Source organism: Methanosarcina soligelidi (genome assembly GCF_000744315.1).
Lineage (GTDB): Archaea > Halobacteriota > Methanosarcinia > Methanosarcinales > Methanosarcinaceae > Methanosarcina > Methanosarcina mazei.
The window spans coordinates 1,568,078-1,587,524 of sequence record NZ_JQLR01000001.1 but is presented as its reverse complement, the minus strand read 5'-3'; the positions used below and the strand labels follow the sequence as shown (position 1 = coordinate 1,587,524).

Annotated in this window: 16 protein-coding genes; 3 read left to right on the top strand and 13 right to left on the bottom strand. The window is 41.7% G+C overall.

Annotated elements, in window-relative coordinates; all coding sequences use genetic code 11:
• Positions 1–199: 199 nt before the first annotated feature.
• From M886_RS07025 to M886_RS07015, 3 genes are all read right to left on the bottom strand, one after another.
• The gene (locus M886_RS07025; RefSeq protein WP_011033857.1) at positions 200–433 is read right to left on the bottom strand and encodes a type II toxin-antitoxin system HicA family toxin; all 234 of its coding nucleotides are present in this window, start codon (positions 431–433) and stop codon (positions 200–202) included.
• Positions 430–738 (bottom strand): type II toxin-antitoxin system HicB family antitoxin, encoded by a 309-nt coding sequence (locus M886_RS07020; protein WP_230633283.1) that lies wholly within the window; start codon positions 736–738, stop codon positions 430–432. Before M886_RS07020 ends, M886_RS07025 begins: the two co-directional genes overlap by 4 nt.
• A gap of 129 nt (positions 739–867) precedes the next feature.
• Positions 868–1,170 carry a hypothetical protein gene (locus M886_RS07015; protein ID WP_048036507.1) on the bottom strand — a complete coding sequence of 101 codons (303 nt, stop codon included), beginning with the start codon at positions 1,168–1,170 and terminating at the stop codon, positions 868–870.
• Between the two features lie 232 nt (positions 1,171–1,402).
• On the opposite strand from M886_RS07015, the gene M886_RS07010 reads away from it, so the two are divergent.
• Together M886_RS07010 and M886_RS07005 are read left to right on the top strand one after the other, a co-directional pair.
• Positions 1,403–1,894, top strand: coding sequence for a hypothetical protein (locus M886_RS07010; protein WP_048036509.1), 492 nt, complete (start codon positions 1,403–1,405; stop codon positions 1,892–1,894).
• Between the two features lie 22 nt (positions 1,895–1,916).
• Entirely contained in the window at positions 1,917–2,255 is a 339-nt protein-coding gene (locus M886_RS07005) for a DUF3467 domain-containing protein (protein WP_011033854.1), read from the top strand.
• 82 nt (positions 2,256–2,337) lie between these two features.
• On the opposite strand, the gene M886_RS07000 is transcribed toward M886_RS07005, so the two are convergent.
• Positions 2,338–2,628 carry a nucleotidyltransferase family protein gene (locus M886_RS07000; RefSeq protein WP_011033853.1) on the bottom strand — a complete coding sequence of 97 codons (291 nt, stop codon included), beginning with the start codon at positions 2,626–2,628 and terminating at the stop codon, positions 2,338–2,340.
• A gap of 314 nt (positions 2,629–2,942) precedes the next feature.
• Positions 2,943–3,188, bottom strand: coding sequence for a type II toxin-antitoxin system HicB family antitoxin (locus M886_RS06995; protein ID WP_048046738.1), 246 nt, complete (start codon positions 3,186–3,188; stop codon positions 2,943–2,945).
• Positions 3,189–3,378: 190 nt separating this feature from the next.
• Here M886_RS06995 and M886_RS06990 point away from each other — a divergent pair, with 190 nt between their 5' ends.
• Positions 3,379–6,198, top strand: a complete 2,820-nt coding sequence (locus tag M886_RS06990) for an nSTAND3 domain-containing NTPase (RefSeq protein ID WP_084685051.1) — start codon at positions 3,379–3,381, stop codon at positions 6,196–6,198.
• A gap of 227 nt (positions 6,199–6,425) precedes the next feature.
• On the opposite strand, the gene M886_RS06985 is transcribed toward M886_RS06990, so the two are convergent.
• The 8 genes from M886_RS06985 to M886_RS06950 all read right to left on the bottom strand — a co-directional run bounded on the left by M886_RS06985 (position 6,426) and on the right by M886_RS06950 (position 19,391).
• Positions 6,426–9,320: a DEAD/DEAH box helicase gene (locus M886_RS06985; protein ID WP_048050930.1), complete on the bottom strand. Its 2,895-nt coding sequence runs from the start codon at positions 9,318–9,320 to the stop codon at positions 6,426–6,428.
• A gap of 353 nt (positions 9,321–9,673) precedes the next feature.
• Positions 9,674–11,209 (bottom strand): lysine--tRNA ligase, encoded by a 1,536-nt coding sequence (gene lysS / locus M886_RS06980; RefSeq protein ID WP_015412186.1) that lies wholly within the window; start codon positions 11,207–11,209, stop codon positions 9,674–9,676.
• A 581-nt stretch (positions 11,210–11,790) separates the two neighbouring features.
• Complete coding sequence (locus tag M886_RS06975; RefSeq protein WP_048050929.1) at positions 11,791–13,617, bottom strand: PocR ligand-binding domain-containing protein; 1,827 nt, start codon at positions 13,615–13,617, stop codon at positions 11,791–11,793.
• A gap of 356 nt (positions 13,618–13,973) precedes the next feature.
• Positions 13,974–14,831, bottom strand: coding sequence for a metallophosphoesterase (locus M886_RS06970; protein WP_048050928.1), 858 nt, complete (start codon positions 14,829–14,831; stop codon positions 13,974–13,976).
• A 391-nt stretch (positions 14,832–15,222) separates the two neighbouring features.
• A complete protein-coding gene (locus tag M886_RS06965; protein WP_048050927.1) occupies positions 15,223–16,140 on the bottom strand; it encodes a S16 family serine protease in 918 nt (305 codons plus the stop codon).
• Positions 16,141–16,626: 486 nt separating this feature from the next.
• Positions 16,627–17,034, bottom strand: coding sequence for a CU044_2847 family protein (locus M886_RS06960; RefSeq protein ID WP_048050926.1), 408 nt, complete (start codon positions 17,032–17,034; stop codon positions 16,627–16,629).
• A gap of 121 nt (positions 17,035–17,155) precedes the next feature.
• Complete coding sequence (cysS, locus tag M886_RS06955) at positions 17,156–18,577, bottom strand: cysteine--tRNA ligase (protein WP_048050925.1); 1,422 nt, start codon at positions 18,575–18,577, stop codon at positions 17,156–17,158.
• Positions 18,578–18,797: 220 nt separating this feature from the next.
• The gene (locus M886_RS06950) at positions 18,798–19,391 is read right to left on the bottom strand and encodes a Maf family nucleotide pyrophosphatase (protein ID WP_048051665.1); all 594 of its coding nucleotides are present in this window, start codon (positions 19,389–19,391) and stop codon (positions 18,798–18,800) included.
• Positions 19,392–19,447: the final 56 nt, after the last annotated feature.

Below are 19,447 nucleotides of genomic sequence, written 5' to 3'. Positions count from 1 at the left end.
TTTGCCGGGATAACATTTTATGTGGGTATTAAAAGTTGTTACCTGCAGGGCTGAAGATAAAAGTTAACTGACAGCAGTGGAAGCCGAAGCAAGATAACTTTTTTATTATTTTCCGGCCCGCCAACCCTCAAATCCTTCGATTGGGAATTCGGAGATTGTGCCGCTGTTGAAAAAGAGAAGAAAACTTAACTTTGATTTATCAAACCTTTTTCCTTAATTCCTCATACATTTCCCGTGAAATCCTGCTCTGCTTCAGGATTTCTTTGATCAGACCAGTGCCTAAATCTTCATTTCCATGAACAGGCACTACAGTCTTTCTACCGTCAGGATGAACGTATCTCACATGGCTTCCAACCTGATACACCTTTTGAAAGCCAAGCATCTCAAGTATTTTACACATATCCCTCCCGCTTACAGGAAGGAGTCTGCTCATACTTTTACCTCCACCTGCTGGATTCCAATAAATTTCAGCGGCAAAACATCTTCAAGTTCCTCAGCCTCAAGACAAACCTGTATCGCTTCCCTTATACGTTCCATAGCCTGTTCCACAGTTTTTCCCTGCGTATAACAACCCGGTATGTCAGGAACCTTTGCAACGTATACACCATCTTCGTCCTGTGCGATCAGAACCGTATAATTCAAGCTCTTGCCTTCCATCTTTACCGGAATAACATTTAATCTGTGAGTATTTAAAGTTGTTACTGGCAGGAGTGAAGATAAAACAGAGCCGAAAACCATCGGAAGCAGAAGTGGTATAACTTTTTCATTATATTTCCACCCCAGCCCCTCAATCCTTCGATTAGAAATTTTTCGATGTGCTGCGAAGTTAGAAAAAAGTAAGAAAGAAATGTAAAAGGAGTATAAAGCTTATCGGATCCTTTCCAGATGCAAGGAACTTATAAAATTATACCTGTCTGCGTTTTCCTTCAATACGGAAATAACCAGTTCCCTGTGAGCCTTAAGAAGGCAATAATCATCTCTACCCTGAGCTTTGTATACCTTTAGAATCCCTTTCTTAACTAGATTGTCTATAGCTGTCCCATAAAATCCCAAGTCACTTCTTTTTCTTCCCTGTAGCAAGTCTTCTCTGGAAATATGTTTATCGCACCATCTATTTTTTATTGCGATTTTGTTCAATATGAACAGCTCATATTCAGAGAATTCCTCCATAAACAGACACCCAAGAGAACTGTTCATTTAGTTGAACAGCAGGACAATAAGTATAAATATTAAGGACTCATTAATTTGATTTACTTGTAAGAAGGCTTCCATTAATATTAAATCATTAATAACTTTCTGCACAGTTATTAATTGTTAATCAGGAGATAAATTATTAATTGAGACCTTTCTAGTAATACGAAAGGATCATATAAAATTTTAACTGTAATTGGAGGAAAAGCGGATGTCACTTGTAGACTTCCTGGGGGCCACATCTGAAATAAAAATTATAGATTTCCTGGCCGAAAATATGGACATGGCCTACAACCAGACAGAAATTAGTGAGTGCCTTGGGATTTCCCGTACCGTTGTAAATCAGAAAATCCCAGTATTAATATACAACAATATTATAGAAGTAAAAGAGTGTAAGGGAAATACAAAAAAGTATGGACTAAAAGAAAACAGTCTGGTAAACAAAATAATTGCCACAATCTATGACCACAGTTTCAGAATGGCAGAATATGAAGGAGACGAAGAAGAAGTGCTCTCCGAAATTTCTGACAAACACCAAGCATCACCTGAAGAAAATTGTGATTGCTATTGCGGAGAACCACGCTATATTGAGTTTTACGAGACGCCAGGATACCAGCTTGACTGGTTCCAAGAAAGAATGGAAAAGGCAGAAAACTACAAACCAAAATGGGAAAAGATGCAGACGGTGTTTGCTTCGGCGTGAGAATTTTTTTGAGGGATAATTCATGGCAGCAGAACAGGATAAAGAGCAAGACAGCAAGCCAGAAGAGGCCGAAGAAAAGAAAAAAGTCGCTGTATATAGAACTCCACTTTTTACTAAATTATATGCAACAAACCTGAGGGTTTCTCCAACAGATGTAGATATCAGGATTGAGTTTTTCAATGAGAAGGTTAAAACCGAAGAAGGAATAGTATTCTATAGTGACGGCGTGGCAATGTTAACTCCAGAAGCTGCGAAAAAGTTGTACTTAGAGTTAAAGAATGCCATAGAGAAGTATGAAACAGAAAAAGGAGAAATACAGATAAAAGGAGAAAGGCAAGATTGTGAGTTTAATGATGAATAATCCTTTTCTTTAATGTAATCTCCTTTTTTACAATTTTCGTAGTTTGCTGCCACATAGGTAAAGAATCCTCTTAATTTTATACCTAGAGGACTTTTGCTTCCCTTTTAATCCCATCAATTAGATAAGGGCTTATCGACTCTTCGGTAAGCAAATCGACCTTTAACCCAAGAAACTCTGATAGCTCCCTTTCAATTCTTACAAGGTTTAACAGACCTTTTGTTTCGGAAAACTCCACAAGAATATCAATATCACTTTCCGGCTTTTCTTCTCCTCTTGCATAAGAGCCAAAAACAGCTACTTTCGTTGCTCCTTCTTTTTCAAGGAAAGAAGAGATTTTTTCGAACAACTCTTTGTGCCGGTCAGCATTTTCCATGTTAGTATATTTTGTTTGTGATCATTTAAAGATATCCTGATTGAGTGAAGAGGACATTGAGAAAAATAAAAAATTAAAGCCAAAGCAGTCTCTTAGCTATCATAAGAAAAAGCATACTTACAAATAAGACTCGTATTAACCATCATTAGGAGAGGATTGTATGAGAGAGTACATGTTAGACATAGACCGAATACTCAACGATAAAGAGAAAACTCGTAGATGAAAGCTACGAGAATCAGAAGAAAGGAGTGTTAGTTCCCATTTCAGAAGTCAAGAAAGAGCTGGGAATCTAATAAAAAATACTATTTGTGTTATTAAGCTTCAAGACAAACCTGTATCGCTTCCCTTATACGTTCCATAGCCTGTTCCACAGTTTTTCCCTGCGTATAACAACCCGGTATGTCAGGAACCTTTGCAACGTATACACCATCTTCGTCCTGTGCGATCAGAACCGTATAATTCAAGCTCTTGCCTTCCATCTTTACCGGAATAACATTTAATCTGTGAGTATTTAAAGTTGTTACTGGCAGGAGTGAAGATAAAACAGAGCCGAAAACCATCGGAAGCAGAAGTGGTATAACTTTTTCATTATATTTCCACCCCAGCCCCCCCTCAAATGCTTCAATTGAAAAGTCTACAATTTCACCGCCGTTTTAAAGATCAAGTTAAGGAACAGTTAAAAATCGCAACATTTTAAAAGTAGTATTCTCATTTGATTTTTGAGTTGTAAATAAAATAGCGGTGCTCCATATGTCAGACTCTATAAGAGCTTTAGCTAGCAGCATGGTTTCAAGGAAAATCTCAGGTGCTGATCCATATATTTTGTTTCTCGGTGCCGGAGCGTCCATAAGTTCGGGATGCTCAAGTATGATGCAAATTGTAGATTGTGTTTTGGAACAACATGCTAAGTCAGAGTTTGAAAAATGGGAAAATGAAATTGAAAAAGCTACTAAAGAAAATAAAAAATTTGGAGAATTCTTAGGAAATGAAATTGGTAAAGAGAAACGTACTCGTTTTTTTGAGATATGGGGAACATTAGATCACGAGACTCAATATTCAATTCTTAGACCTCATTTATGGGATGACAAAAAACCTTCAGAAGGATATGAGAATTTAGCTAAACTCGTAAAAAAAGGTTATATTAAAAAGATTCTTTCAACAAATCTGGAGAATTTACTGGAAAAAGCCCTGAACAATGTAGGATGCTACCAACCAGATGATTTTGTTGTAGTTGTAAATGGAAAAGATCGACATGAAGAGTTAGTTGAACAACTTAATTCCTCTCGCTCTTCATTAAAAATAACAAAATTACATGGCAGCTTAGAATCTCCAAAGAGCTATGCTTTTAAGCAAGACGAAATCTCTGATTTTGCGAAGAAAATCAAGCCAGATCTTTCTCGATTAATCAACCAAAGCCTCATTATTGTAGGATACAGTGGGCAAGACCGAGACGTTGATCTACTTTTTGAAGATGAAGGGAAAGAAATACATTTCGTGAATCCATCAAAACCAGAAGCTGAAAGCAGAATTTCCCAGATATTGGCAGTTCGTGGAAAGGGAAAAATAATAGACGGAAACGATGGAAAATTTGATACTTTTTTTGAGAAATTACTAAAATATGTCGAACTTGAAGAAGAAAGAAGTAATGCTTCAGATTCTGAACCCTCAATAGAAGGGTTTTTAAGAAATATAGGTTTTGGAAAAGAATTAGAAAATCCTCGAAGTCGTTACAAAAATTTAACTTCCCTTTACGTAAAACCAACAGAGTATAATGAAATATGTTCAAAACTCGAAAAAGATCATGTAATATTCATAATAGGAGAGCCTCATTTAGGTAAAACATATACTGCAATCCATTTACTCTGGGAATACTACCAAAAAGGCTACGAAACTCTTCATATAAGGCACGATAACTTAGTTACACGGTTACATGAGAATGAAGGTAACCTTACAAATCTCCTTTTATCCTTACTGTCTTCTAAAGATGGAAATCCTGTAATTATTCACTTTGATGATCCCTTTGGTGAAACGATGGAACGTCGAACAGACGAGTTTGCCAAGGGATTAAATGATTTTTTGTTATTATCCAAGAAATATGAGCATTTGAGAATTATAGTAACCACTAGATTGAATATATTCAGAGAAGCTCTGGCTGAACAAGATTGCCAAAATATTGAAGGACTTGAGAAAGATCTGAGAGTTCATACCTCATATAAATCGGAAGTTCTGGTTGATATTTTACATAGATATACTCAGTTTTACAAACCTCTTTGGTCAACAGACGAAAAAATAGTTAGAGAGCTGGATGAAAAACTACCAAAAATGCTTCCAGCTCCTCACAATATCGAATTCTTTGTAAGAACCTCAGAAAGGCTTACCTCCTTAGAAGAGATATTTCAACATGTGGATAAATCAAAAGAGATGATTAAAGCTCTCGGAGAATGGATGGCAAGCTTATCTGACCATGAGCAGATCTTCCTGACGTGGGTAGAAATACAATCAACCTCAAACATACTCTTTACAAATGACTCTGCATCTAAAATAAACCTTGAAGATGCTTATAGAGAAACTTTAGCTTTTTTGTATAAAAGAAGATACATATTTAGCATTCCTCCAAGTTCATTTTCAGTTGACAAAGATAAGTTTGATATGATACTTTTGGAAAGTAGAGAAAAAGATTCAGATGTAAGTAAATTTGACTTTGTACACCCTTCTTACCATGAAGCTTTTTGGTACGCCATAAAAGAGGAGTCAAGATTGCTTTATTGGTGGAGAGTATTAAAAGAAAACTTAGCAGGGATATTGGATGACTTGGATAATAAACTGGATCGCGTCCAATTACGTATAATTGAAAATTACGGGACAGTAAATAGAGATTTAGATAAATTATTACTTATTTCAGCAGAAAGTGAAGATGTTGACGAAAAGGTTATAGCTCTAAAGCACATGATGGAAAGAATCGAAGTATTTGGAGAATCTTATTCATTTTCTTCTTGTATGGAAGCTGTTATTTCAGCACAAGATCCAAAACATAGAATGGTACTCGTAAACTTACTTCCCAAAAACTTCAGCACTTTGCCTCCGGGAATTATTGATAAGTCAATGTTGCTCCTCGTTGATCCCGAAAAAGAAGTTAGGAATAGATACTGGGAGATTTACTCAGACAGAATCGAAATAATTGATAAGCTGGAAACAAATCCAGAATTTAAGCTAGGAAGGTTAGTAAAAAAAATTCAATTGATAGAATTATTAAATAGGCACCTAAATAATAAGTCAATAGAAATAAAAGTGATAAATAGATTTCTTCAGATTACCCTACCTGAATTCAAAATAGTATTTAAGAATAATTTAGAACTTGGATACGATTTAACTCAATATGCTTATAGCAGCGGGGGAATCTTGCGTCGAAGCCTATCTAATACACAAAAGGAAAACATAAAATATATTGAAGAGTATATTATAACAAATTTGCACGATGATCGTTTCCTACAGAAAAGAAGTGCTAGATTAGTAGTAAATGCATTAGAAAGAGCGCGAATGAATAAAACTAGAGCTACAATGAAAAAATGAAAATGGGTTTTAAAAATTACTTAGGAGTCGTCACAGAACAAACAATGCACAGGTTTCGATTGGATGTCTTGATTTTCAAGATCATTATCACCAATTGAAAATTAACTTTATGAATAATCTGCCTAATTTATTTTGTGACAGTTACTTAGGAAAATAATTTTATAATTTGAAAGTTGAAGATTTAAAAGTAATTGAATACTTCAAAGATGTTTATTCCACTCACACACTCATTCCCAGAACTTCTTCGTCTTCACATAATTCCTCTCCGCAACCAGAATATCCCTGTAAAAAGCCTCCTCGTCCACCCTCATTTTCTCAATAACTCTTGACGCCGTTTCAGGTCCTATCCCCCTGCTGGCAAGCGCAATGACCGCCTTTTTCCCCTGAGAGCGGACTATGCTTGCGTTCCTGTAAACTCTCTGTATCCTCTTCTTTTCTTCAGGAGAAACTTTGAGGTTTTTGCCCTGCTTAGCCTGCTTTTTGACAAGGTTAATTTCCTCTTCTTCCCAGGGCTTGAGGGCTGCAACCATTTGCGACTCGCAGACCGGGCAGATGATTTCTTCAGGCACACTTTTCACCTGGCGGTGGGAGGTCCATTTCTTGCAGTTCGTACAGAACAGGATGATTTTGTCATTCATTATGCGTTCCTTAAGGGCAAGGACGATTGAACGGTCGGCTTTTTCCGGGGCTACAAGGTCTCTTTTCATAGCAAAGCCGGCTGAGCCAATAGGGGTTGGACCTGACACTTCAATAGAGATTTCGCCGGCAGCAATTTTCATCAGGACTTCTTTTGCCCTCGGGACGTCGAGCATATCGTGGAAAATCTCCCGGACTACCTCGTCGTACATTGAGGAACCTTCATAGATTTCAAGGAGCTTTTTCATGCTGATCCTGTCGTAGTCGATGTCCCGCGAGAGGGCTCCGAACTTGCGGGCTACGTGGACCATTTTCCATTTCATGAGGGTGGTGTTTTTCAGGGTCATTTCGATGATGGGCTCGACATGTTCGGGGCGGAGGGAAAGGAGCATGTCCCGGATCTGGACTGCGCCAATCCGGCGGGGGAGGGTCAGCCTGATCCTGTAGGGGTCGACTTCCTGGGCTACACTGCTCCCGAAGCGGGCTGAAAGGAGGGAGGTTAAAACTCTTGCCAGCGTCCCATTCGTGTTGTGGCCGAAACAGGCGTTGAGGGTCACAGCGTCCCCTTCGTCTTCAATCACTATTGTGTCTGCGTCCGGGAGAGGGAAATTTCCTTCAACATGGTCCCTCAATAGCCGAATAACCTCAAGAACGGCTGCCTTTGCTACAGGGTATTTTCTCTGAAGCTTTTCCGCAACCTCATCATCATCAAGTCCTTCTCGAATCAGGGCTGCTGTCTCAGCTCTAAGAGTCCCCACATCCTGGGCTACCTCAAAGGGGACTGGAATCTCTTCTCCTGACCAGCTCGGGACTTCTCCCATGCCTTCAACCGGCTCGACCTTTATCCTGTCCCGGTCAGGCTCCCGTTCTCGGTCAGGCATCTCAATTACGCGCCACATGTCCCCTTTTGTAATAAAAACGGCTCCGGGTTCGGCAAAGTTTACCACGAAGGCTTCGTCCAGAACTCCTATAGACCTTCCACTTACGATGTCGTAGATTTCGTACTTCTTTTCGTCCGGGATCATGGAAAGATTTTCGTAATAGTATTCCCGGCTTTTCTTGCGTCTTTTCAGCAGGTTTGACTCTTTGTCCTTCCAGACCAGTTTGTAGTCCCCTATCTGGTCAACCACCCTCTGGAGCTCTTCAATCCTCAGGTCTTTGAACGTATAGGTGCGCCTGAGAACCCTGAAAATCCTGTCTACTCCGATCTCCCCGAAGTCCATAACCATGCCTGCAATCTGGTTCGCCACAACGTCAAGAGAGTTTATGTGCGGGGAGATCACTTCAACCCTGCCTTCGAGTGCAGCTTTTGTAATTGCCATACTTTCAGCAGTATCATCTGCTTCCATTGTAAGGATCGTGCCGTGTGAGACTTCATGCAGCCTGTGTCCAGCCCTCCCCACTCTCTGGAGAAGCCTTGAGACCTGCCTGGGAGAGCCGTACTGGACTACCCTGTCAACATTTCCTATATCAATTCCGAGCTCCATTGAAGAGGTGCAGATAAGGCCCCTGAGGGCTCCAGCCTTGAACTCTTCTTCAGCTTCAACGCGGGCTTCAAAGGAAAGGGAGCCGTGATGGACTCCGATAGAAGCCCCGAGTTTCCTGAAACCTGCTGCAAGGGCTTCTGCACTCTGCCTGGTATTTACAAAAATAAGGGTGGACTGGCTTTCCTCAACAATTTTCCTGATGCACAGGAGATGGGAGGCGAATTCAGGTTCACAGCCAACCGTTTTTGCAATTTCCATGACCTCTTTTTCCCGGTCTATTTCTTCTGACGTGCCTGATACAGAAAGATGAGGGCTGACCACATCAAATTCAAGAAGTTTCAGGAGGGCGACTTCAATAACCGTGAAGTCCCGGTTTGCTCCTGCAAGAAACTTCGCAATTTCCCAGGGGTTCCCGACTGTTGCAGAAAGCCCTATCCTCTGGAACTCTCCAGAAATTTCGACAAGCCGTTCAAGCCCAACAGCCAGCTGGGCTCCACGTTTCGAGCCTGCAAGCTCATGGATCTCATCGATAACAACATGGGTTACAGTTTCAAGGTTCTGCCTCAGGCGGGAGCCTGTAAACATTGCCTGAAGTGTCTCAGGTGTTGTAATCAGCACGTCAGGAGGATTTCTGGACTGACGCTGCCTCTCACTTTGAGGGGTGTCCCCATGCCTGACCTGAACCTTAACGTCAAGCATCTGCCCCAGATTTTCAATGCGGGAAAGCATGTCACGGTTAAGCGCGCGGAGAGGAGTAATATAAAGGGCGGAAATTCCTCTGCGAGCTTCAGGCTTCTTTTTGAGGATGCTGTGAAAAACAGGAAGAACCGCTGATTCGGTCTTTCCCGAACCTGTGGGAGCTATCAGAAGGGTGTGTTTGCCGTCCATTATATGAGGAAATGCCTTTTCCTGCGGCTCTGTGGGCTTTTTAAACCCCAGTGTACTTAGAGCCCCCTGGATTTTCGGGTGAAAAGTATTGAATATGTTATTGAATGTCATTTTTCCTGTAACTTATCCTGTGAATTATTTGTAAAGTGAGTTATTTATAAAGTGAATTATTTGTAAAGTGAGTTATTTGTAAAGCGGCTGGTTTGTAATTATAGATATCCTGATATTTTGTTAATACGCGCCTGTATAAATACCAGTGTGTAGAATGCGAACCGCACACCGAAGCTAATCTTTTGTTTTCATTTATTGACGTGGGAGGGTACGGCCGGCGCGTGGCGTTGCCGATAAAAATGAAAAATCCCTTCCAGGCCCCCGGAAATAAAAAAGTGGGGATTTCTCCCCGATAAGCCTGTCCAGTTAGTAAAACAGTCTCAAACCTTCAAAACAAAAAAATCGGAAGCAGATCAGTCTTCCCTTTTCATCTGCGGGAAGAGGATTACTTCTTTGATGGATTCGAGGCCTGAAAGGATCATAGTAAGGCGGTCAATTCCAAGCCCCATGCCTCCGGTAGGGGGCAGGCCATATCCGAGAGCGTTTATGAAGTCATAATCGACGGTCTGGGCTTCAAGGTCTCCCAGTTTTCTTTTTTTGTCCTGTTCCTCAAACCTTTTTTCCTGTTCAAGAGGGTCGTTTAATTCGGAGTAGCCGTTTGCCAGCTCCCAGCCGTTAAGAAAAAGCTCAAAACGCTCGACAAAACCTGCTTTCTCCCTGTGGTTTTTGGCAAGCGGGGAGTTTTCTACGGGGAAGTCGTATATGAAAGTCGGGTCTATCAGCTTGTCCTCTACAAGGCCCTCAAAGAGCAGGGCAAGGAACTCTCCATGGCTCTTTGCTTTCTCGTAGTCCTCTATCCTGTTTTCGATGGCGATTTTCTTCAGATCTTCAATAGAGTGGGCAAAGATGTCAAGTCCGGCATATTCCTTTAAAGCATCCTCCATGGAAATCCTCTTCCAGGGAGAACGGAGGTTGATAGTTTTCTCTCCCATCTGCACTTCATAACTGCCTGTAAGCTTGAAAACAAGTTCCGAGACCAGGGATTCGGTTAAGTCCATCATGTCATTATAGTCCCTGTAAGCTTCATAGACCTCGATCATCGTGAACTCAGGGTTGTGAGTTGTGTCTATGTCTTCGTTCCTGAAATTTTTGCAGATCTCAAAAACCTTCTCATACCCGCCGACAACAAGCCTCTTGAGGTAAAGTTCGGGGGCAATTCTCAGAAAAAGGTTCTGCCCGAGACAGTTGTGGAAAGTTGTGAAAGGTCTTGCATTTGCTCCCCCGTAAACGGTCTGGAGTATAGGGGTCTCGAACTCCAGGAATTCCCTGTCAGTAAGGAACCTTCTAATTTCCGATATGAGCTTGCTCCTCATAACAAAAATTTCCCTTTTTTCGGCATTGACTATAAGGTCGAGGTACCTCTTCCTGTACCTTGTTTCAACATCTTTTAAGCCGTGGAACTTTTCCGGAAGGGCGCAGAGGGATTTTGAGAGCAGGGAGAATTCCGAAACGCTGATCGAGTTTTCCCCTCTCTTTGTCCTGAAAAGATCGCCCTGAACACCAATTATATCTCCGGAATCTACAAGATTTTTAAAAATCTCGAATTCCTCGTCCGGGAGGTTTCCTTTCCTTACGAGCACCTGGACCCTGCCTGCCTGGTCACCCAGATCGGCAAATATCATCTTTCCGTGCTTGCGAATGTTGTAGAGCCTTCCAGCAGTTCTTACAGTCAATCCTTCGTTCTTTTCAAAGTCCTCAAATTTTTCCAGGATCTCACAGATGTCTTCATCTTTTTCAAATTTATAGGGATAGGGGTTGAGGCCCTGGCTTATAACACCATTTAATTTTGCAAGTTTTGAGTCATCAAAAGCCCCGGAACCGGATAAACCGGAATCATCAGGGAGGGGTATTTTTTCAAATGGATCCGTGTTGTTAATTTCCATAGTCATTTAATCAGTACATCCTTCATCGTGTGGTACGAGTAAATCAATTAACGAAATATAAATCAACCGTAACCGGACAGTGCCAAATTGCCAGATAGATATCAGGCTGATAAATAGCAGAGAAGTAACCCGGCAGCAGACTAACCATAAATGAATTGATAACGAATAAATCGCCTGAAGTCCGGAACAGGAACTGGTCTTAAAAGACCTGTCTGGTCTTAGAGAACTTACCTGATCTCAAAGAACTTACCTGATCTCAAAGAACTTACCTGATCTCAAAGAACTTACCTGATCTCAAAGAACTTACCTGATCTCAAAGAACTTACATTGTCTTGAAGGACCTGCCCGGACCCTGTGAACTTAAAGTCCAATCCTGCGGCTGAAAGCTGCAAGCCTGAATTATAAGGAATAATAACCGTTTATAAGCCTGATTCCTGACATTTATTTTTTTCCATAGATCCATGCATCTTATATAAACATTGAGAAATATTGAGAGACATTGAGAATATTGAGAGACATTGAGAATATTGAGAGATATCGAAAAAAGAGTAGACACATTGAAAATCAACTGTTTCTGGCATACGGGTTTATGATTTCTCCAGTACCCTGAAAGAAATCCTGAATTCTGTCCCCTGTCCCCGTCCAAGCTCCAGATTTCCATCCAGCTGATCGACGAGGATACCTATCAGCTTCAGCCCAAGTGTTCCGGGGTTTTCCAGTTCTATATTATCAGGGATCCCTTTTCCGTTATCTGAAATTGTCAGGCTGAAGAGGGATTCCTGTGTTTTATCGTTCTTTTCTTCCCTGCAAAACCGGATGCGAATTTCCCCTTCATTTCCAGTAAACGCATGTTTGAGGGAATTGGAAACAAGCTCGTTAACAATAATCCCTAACGGGACTGCGGTATCCATATCAAAAAAGATGTTTTCTTCAAGGGTCACGTTTAATCTGAGATTGTCATTTCCAAGCCTGTATGTCCGGAAAAGGTTTTCGACAAGTTCTTCAATGTACGATGAAAAGTTAAGTGTGTCAAGCCCTCCACCTCTGTACAGTTCCTCATGGATGAGTGCCATTGATTTAACTCTGTCCTGACTTTCCCTGAAAGCGGAGAGGACTTCCAGATCCTTAATATCCTCTCTGTTATTGAACTTTTCAGCCTGAAGATCGAGCAGGGAGGAGATTACCTGCAGGTTATTCTTAATTCTGTGATGGATTTCCTTTTTGCGGGCAACTTCGATATTCGCCAGGGCTTCTTCAGCCTCTTTTCGCTTGGTGATGTCGGTTAGCAAGCTTATCGAGCCCATAAATTTCCCATCCTTATCAAAAAGGGATTTAGCATTTACGAGCGCCCATAAGGATGACCCGTCCTTACATACCAGTTTCAATTCATAGCTATCATTAATACCCTGACGCCTTCTTTTCTGGTTCAGTTTGACAATATCCTTACTCTCTTCACTGACAAAGTCGCACATCTTTCTGCCAGTAACCTCTTCCAGAGGACATCCGAGCATATCCGTCATTTTCTTATTAGCGTAGCTGATCCTGACTTCAGAATCAATTATCAGTATGCCTTCACTGGCTGTCTCTATGATGTTGCGATACCTTCTTTCGCTCTCTCTCAATGCGTTAACAAAAGAGTCCCTCTCCACAAGTGAGTGAGCCAGTCTGGTATTGCTGTAGCTTAACTGTGAGATCATATGGGCAAGCTTCGTTAAGAAAGTCATTTCTGCTTCCACGGATTCCCTGCTCAGCCTCGGGACTTTTTCCAGCGCTGCCATGTATTCTTCTTCATTGAAGCCGTATTTTCTTGCCTGAGACCGGAAAAAACCATAATCAACATACTCGTCCTCAAAAAAGAACTGTCCTGAAAAGATATTGCCTATGTGATGGCCGCCCACCATAATAGGCGTCGCTATGTCCCACATATTGTTCCTGCATCTGTACAGCTTAAATTGTCCGGGGAGAACGCCAGCGGATAGTTTTGTATCGCTTTCTATACAGTGCTTGCAGGTTTCTGGGTGAACCCTGTGGAACCTGGTGCATATATCCTGCCATCCGGAACTCACAAGAATATTGCCTTTGAGATCGACCAGGGCAAAGGTTATGTGAATAAGCTTATTAAAGTCATCCATGAGGGATTTAATCGCCCTGGCATCAATAATATCAGCAAGCTCGAGGTTCTCAACCTCAGGAACAGGAGAGAAAGTATTCCTCATCTCAGGTTTCGTGCGCTTTTCAGTACGGTTATGAATCTTCCTTTCTCCAGACCTATCTTCCGCAACGTCCCGGTCAATAAAGAAACCTTCAGGTATGCTGTTGCTATCAAATTTCAGATCTGCCTCTTCACGCGTCCACCTGGCATTACTTTCCGTGGCGGTGAAAGGTTCAGGTTTTTCCCGATTTTCCTTCTGCACTTCCTTAACCTTCCATTGTCTGCGAGTAGGCCTGACAACTTCAGAATTACCGGGGGGTATAAATTAGACATTATTTGTTTCTGAAACCCCAGAATAATTCCCCATATTCGACGTCCCTTAAAATAACCTGAAAATTTATGCCAGTAATAATGTGAGTTAGTAATATAACATTAATTTCATAAAGACGTTTGGATACTGTTAACAAATATTTTATTGGCTGAGTTTTTAAAGAAAAATAATCGTATTCCGAAATAAAAAGAGATGTTTTTTCGAGCCAGAATATATTTATACAGAACTGCCCACAAAAAAACTGTTAACATACCTGTAGCCGGGATCTCTGGCTTTTTATTCACGGCTCATACGGATTTACCAGAGTTCCTTCGCTTTTTGCTTCCGATCTTGCTTCTAACCCTTGTATACTCAAGCTTGCGGATATTCCGGATCTGCCCGAGCCTCGTCCCGTCCAGCAGATATACTTCAGCATTCTCAAGCTCTATTCCGCCTGAAGAAAAAACCGGGCCGAGAAGGTCTTCTTTTGCAGATTCGTTAAATGGCACGCCTCCGCACAGTTCGTTGAAAGCAGGCATAATAAAGACTTCAGGGTCAGCCCAGACACTTTTATTTTCAAAATCAAGGTTCCCAAAGCGTTCTTTCAGGACTTCAGCCCTGAATTTCGTCCTTATCCATGCAGGTTCAACTGTGGAATATCCTAAGGAATCGGTAAAACGTACCGTGGGATGGTTATGCGCGGTAATAACATGGGAAGCAGCCAGAAGTTCTGGAACAGGCCAGGTATGCCCGTGAAAATACCCGATCCCGTCAAGGACAGCTCCTTTTGCAGAATGAACTTTTATATCCTTTTGCCCGCTGAAAAGAAATTCAATTCCCCCATCATGGTTTCCGGGTAGAATGTCCACATGTGCGTGCTCTGCAAGCGTTTCAAGAAAACGCGGGAGCTCATCTTTTTCCTGCCAGGAAACCTGGGGAACATTGTGTTTTATGTCCCCGAGCAGCACTACCCGGTCAGGGGAAACTGACTGTATATAACTCAGAATCCGGTCAAGCCGGTCTTTCATCCGGCTGGGGAGATTGATTCCACTCCTGTAGAGGTCCCATTCTATCCCCAGGTGGACATCGGCAATAACCAGAGAAGTTTCCGTGTTCGTAGCTGTGAGTGCAGGTTCTTCAATAATTGGGATGATTTCAGGCGGCATAAATAATCACAGGGGGATGACATTTAAGATGTGATAGCATATTGAGAAAATTACGATAAGAAGTTCCGGACGATACAGGGGATTCAGGCACAGGATATGTGACTCATAATATATAAATAAAATTGATGTTATAAAAAATAGCAGTGGCTGGATAAGGAAATTAAACATCAAAAAAAGGAACATGGTTCCAACCAGGAGCACAGGGAAAACTCCCAGCCGTGCTGTCATCCTGAGCTGGAGAGGGATGATTTAATCAAATATTTTCAGTACTGTGTTTTGATAAGAAGGATGTTTTACAGAAAAAATAGTCATACGTAAGAAATATAAAAAGCAGGCTCCAGGGGTTGAAAGATCAGGCTTTTATCCGCCCCTGGCATGAGGCATTTCTGCTTCACATTGCATACCTGAGCACATCATCAATTGTGTCCACATACTGGACATCAATATCCATCTGGTCTTCAATGTAGTCTTCAGCATCCACGATTTCCGGAACCCTCTCAACAATTGTAAAGCCGCCAACTCTTCTTTCCACCAGTTTGTAAATGACAAGTTCACTGTTTTCCCTGGGCAGAAGGAAAAGAGTTTTTCCTCCGGCTTCTGATGCTTCGGCTTTTTCAAAGACACCGCCTATGGCGCCGACATTGCCTGCAGCATCTATGGTACCTGTAAGGGTTACACTGTCATTAAGCTCAGTTCCGTTGATTGCGGCAACTGTAAGGAGGGTCATGAGAGCGCCTGCACTGGACCCGTCAACACCTGGGATTTCATGGTCTGCAGTAATGCTGAAGATAACGTCGCTGCCTGAAAGGGAAACTCCTGTTTCCTGCTGGGCAACAAAGACTGCAGTGTTTGCAGCGTCCTGGAAAATCACACCCATAAGAGGCGTTGTCTGGACAAGTACCCTCCCTTTTCCAGACCTGATCTCAACAGAGATATTGAGAAGGGCTCCCTCTTCAGTAACTACCTGCCGGCTGAAAGGACCTGATCTTCCCGGTTCAATGCTCTGAAAAACGGCAGGTGCCTGAAGACTGGCATAGCCTTCCATACCCGTGGGACAGGCCTGAAGGTTATTTTCGAGTTCGTAAACCCTCTCACGGTAGAAATCCAGCTGGGAAGCATAAGAGTTGAGAGACTGGTTATTCTGCGAGATTTGCGTTTCGAGTATTTCATTTTCCCTTTCAAGGGAATTTATCTGTGCCTGCATTTCCTGGACCTGCTCCCCCTCAACCGGAGTCTGCTCGAATAAAAGAAAATAAGCATTTGCAAATAGAGACAGGACAAGGATAACAGTGATAAGTTTGGATTTCATATAAAGAATTATTTTGCCGCGACTGGTACTTATTTCTTCCTCAGGGAGCCTGAATGGGATACGGAAAAGAATATAAAAAGAAGAAACATGTTTATAGAGACCGGACTAAAACTTACCGTAATCCTTAAGCCGGGTTAAACTGACCTGAAAACTCTCATTTGAGCAGATAGACTGTGTACAGGAAAAATAGGAATTCATATTGCAGAAAGCCAGCTTAAATCTCTGACCTCACTTTCCGCAGATGTCTCCAAAAAAATAACATTTTTCCTGTTATCGTTTTGGAGAAATTATCCCAAAATTTGCAGTTATTATCTCAACCGAAGATTAAGAAAATGATTGCTGGAAGTTTTCAATAAGGCAAAAGGCCGAAAACTTTGGAAAATTTCAAAAATACACGTTTGAGTAAACAGAGCGGTTTTCAGAAAAACCGATAGCAGGAAAAATTATGAAAATTGAAAGGACATCTGCGAAAGGTCGGCTGACCTTTCAATAGGTATCTTTCTCTATATCTTTTTCTTCATGCTTCCACGTCAATGTTACTCTCAAACTTTTCTCCTTTTCTGACTTAGTAATAACTGCCTTCCCATCTGTAGTAAGGAGGATATTAAATCCCAGCTGTACCTGAGAAGGTCCGTGCTCAAAAGGTATTTCCTCTATAGTATCTCCAACTATTCTCGAAAACTCCTTAATAAGAATCATTGTATTATTAATCGAACTTATGGATTTCTCTTCTACAGCTTTCGCAGATACAAGCGTCATCTTTATAGTGCCAGTTCCCGGAATATGCCCCAGTTCGGCTAAAATCGGTCTTACTTTTGCAGGTTCCTTATCGGATTTTTGATTTTCATCTTTATTATTGTTCTTATTATTATCAATAATGCCTTTAAGATTCATGCATTACCACCCCCAAGGTAATACAGGGAAGTATGACAAAAAAGAAAATACATCCCGGAAAGAGGGAATAAGATATATAAAATAGTATACAATTAGATAAATAATTGATGTTTTTTATTTTTTAACTTTCGTCGGCTTTTTTTACTTTTGGTCCTTCTTTTGTGTCCTGCACAATATAACCCAGTGATTTTATTTTCTCCCTTATTGCATCAGAAGTTGTCCAATCTTTCATTTTCCTGGCAGCTTCGCGTTCCTTCACAAGCCTGACAACTTCTTCCGGGACTTCTTCTTTGCCAGCCTGTGCAAAGATACCAAGAACGTCTGAAAACCGTTTGTAGAGAGAGTAAAGTCGTTCCAGAACCTGCCTGCTCCTTCCGGTCTCAAGGTACAAATTGGCTGTGCGAGAAAGTTCCCTGAAAACTGTTATTGCTTTAGGGGTATTAAAATCGTCCTCAAGGGCTTCCCTGAACTGATTCTCAAGTTCAGGAAGGGCTTTAAGAGTTTCCAGGTCTCCGGGGTTTGATTCGTCTTCCGCGTTCTTCAGGGCAAATTCGAGGTTATCAAGGGTTTCTTTAAGTTTCAGATAATTGTTTTTTGCGTTTTCCGCAAAGGCTTCGGAATAGTCCAGTTTTTTTCGGTAATGCACCGAAAGGAACATGAAACGTACAACCTCGCCACCGTACTTCTCAACAATTTCGGGCAGGGTGAAAACGTTCCCTTTAGATTTGCTCATCTTCTCTCCTTCAACTATAAGATGCTCTCCATGAATCCAGTGACGCACAAAAGGTATTCCTGTTGCCCCCTCTGACTGGGCGATCTCATTTTCATGGTGAGGGAAGATAAGGTCAACGCCGCCGATATGAATGTCCAGAGCAGGTCCGAAACTGTTCATTGCCATAACCGAGCATTCGATATGCCACCCGGGGCGGATTTTACCCCATGGGCTCTCATAATAGATGCTTCTTTCAATCTCTTCAGGAGCTGAGGCTTTCAGGAGAGCAAAGTCCCTGGGGTTGTCCTTATCATACTCATCCACATCCACAGATGCGCCAATCCTGATACTGTCAAAATCAAGTCTTGAAAGCTTGCCATAATCAGGAAAACCTGAAATTCTGTAATACACAGACCCACCTTTTTCGTAAGCCAGCCCTTTTTCGATCAGCTTCTGTGCAAGCTCGATCATACCGTCAACATTTTCCGTAGCCCTTGGGTAGGCTGAAGCCCGTTTTATATTCAGCATATCAAGGCCCTTAAAGAATTCTGCAGAGTATTTGTCCGTAAAATCCTTAAGAGACATCCCCGCTGCCTTTGAGTCCCTGATAGTTTTGTCGTCTATGTCAGTTATGTTCATTACGAGCTTTACTTTATACCCCAGATACTGAAGTGTCCTGACCACCGTATCCGCCAGCAGAAACGTCCGGTAATTTCCTATATGAGGCATATTGTAGACTGTGGGTCCGCAGGCATAAATCGAAACCTCGCCTTCCTTTAAAGGTTTGAATGTCTCTTTATTTCGTGTCAGGGTATTGTAGACTTGCAGCATTTGGAACGCCTCTGAGAATGAAGATCCTTAAAATGAAAAAAAGCGCATTTCAACGCTTCCAATCTCCTTAAATCAGCCAGATTACCTGTATATCATCTAATTAGCCCTATTTTTTTATTATATTCAGCTATATTTCTTATTGCTTCCAACTGCTTTATTACTTTTGCAAGAAAAACAATTTTCCGGCTGAAGAGCCTGAAACCCCGAGCAAAACTGAAATTCAGGAAAAACTTTCATCAAACACAGATACTCCAAACCTTTCCAGAATTTTTCCAAGCCGAAAAAGAGGGAGCCCAACTGCATTAAAAAAGTCCCCTTCTATCCTCTCTATAAGGACCGCTCCTTTTCCCTGAGCTGCAAAAGCCCCTGCTTTGTCAAGAGGCTCCCCTGTCCTGACATATGCCAGGATCTGTTCGTCATCCATTTCAGACATCCAGACATCAGTTGACTCGGATTCGCTAATTTCCTGAGCACTGTCAAGATCTAAAACAGTAAACCCGGTTACTACCCTGAACTTTCTCCCATTCAGCTTTTTGAGCATTTCTTCGGCTTTTTCAGGAAAATTCGGCTTTCCCAGAACCTCACCGTTATAGAGAACCGATGTATCAGCAGAGATAATAATTCCTGAACTGAAGTGTTTTGCAACATCTCTGGCTTTCCCTATGGAGTGCCTGATCAGAAGTTCTTCAGGGGCGAGATCCGGCTGGGGGGGTTCTTCGTAAGAACTGGGGGAGACAAGGAAATTATCTCCGATTAACTGTCTAAGCAGTTCTTTCCGCCTGGGGGATGCAGACGCGAGAATTATCCTGCGCATGGAGAAAAATCTGGATGGATAGGATATATCAATATCCATGAAAAAGTAAATTCCAT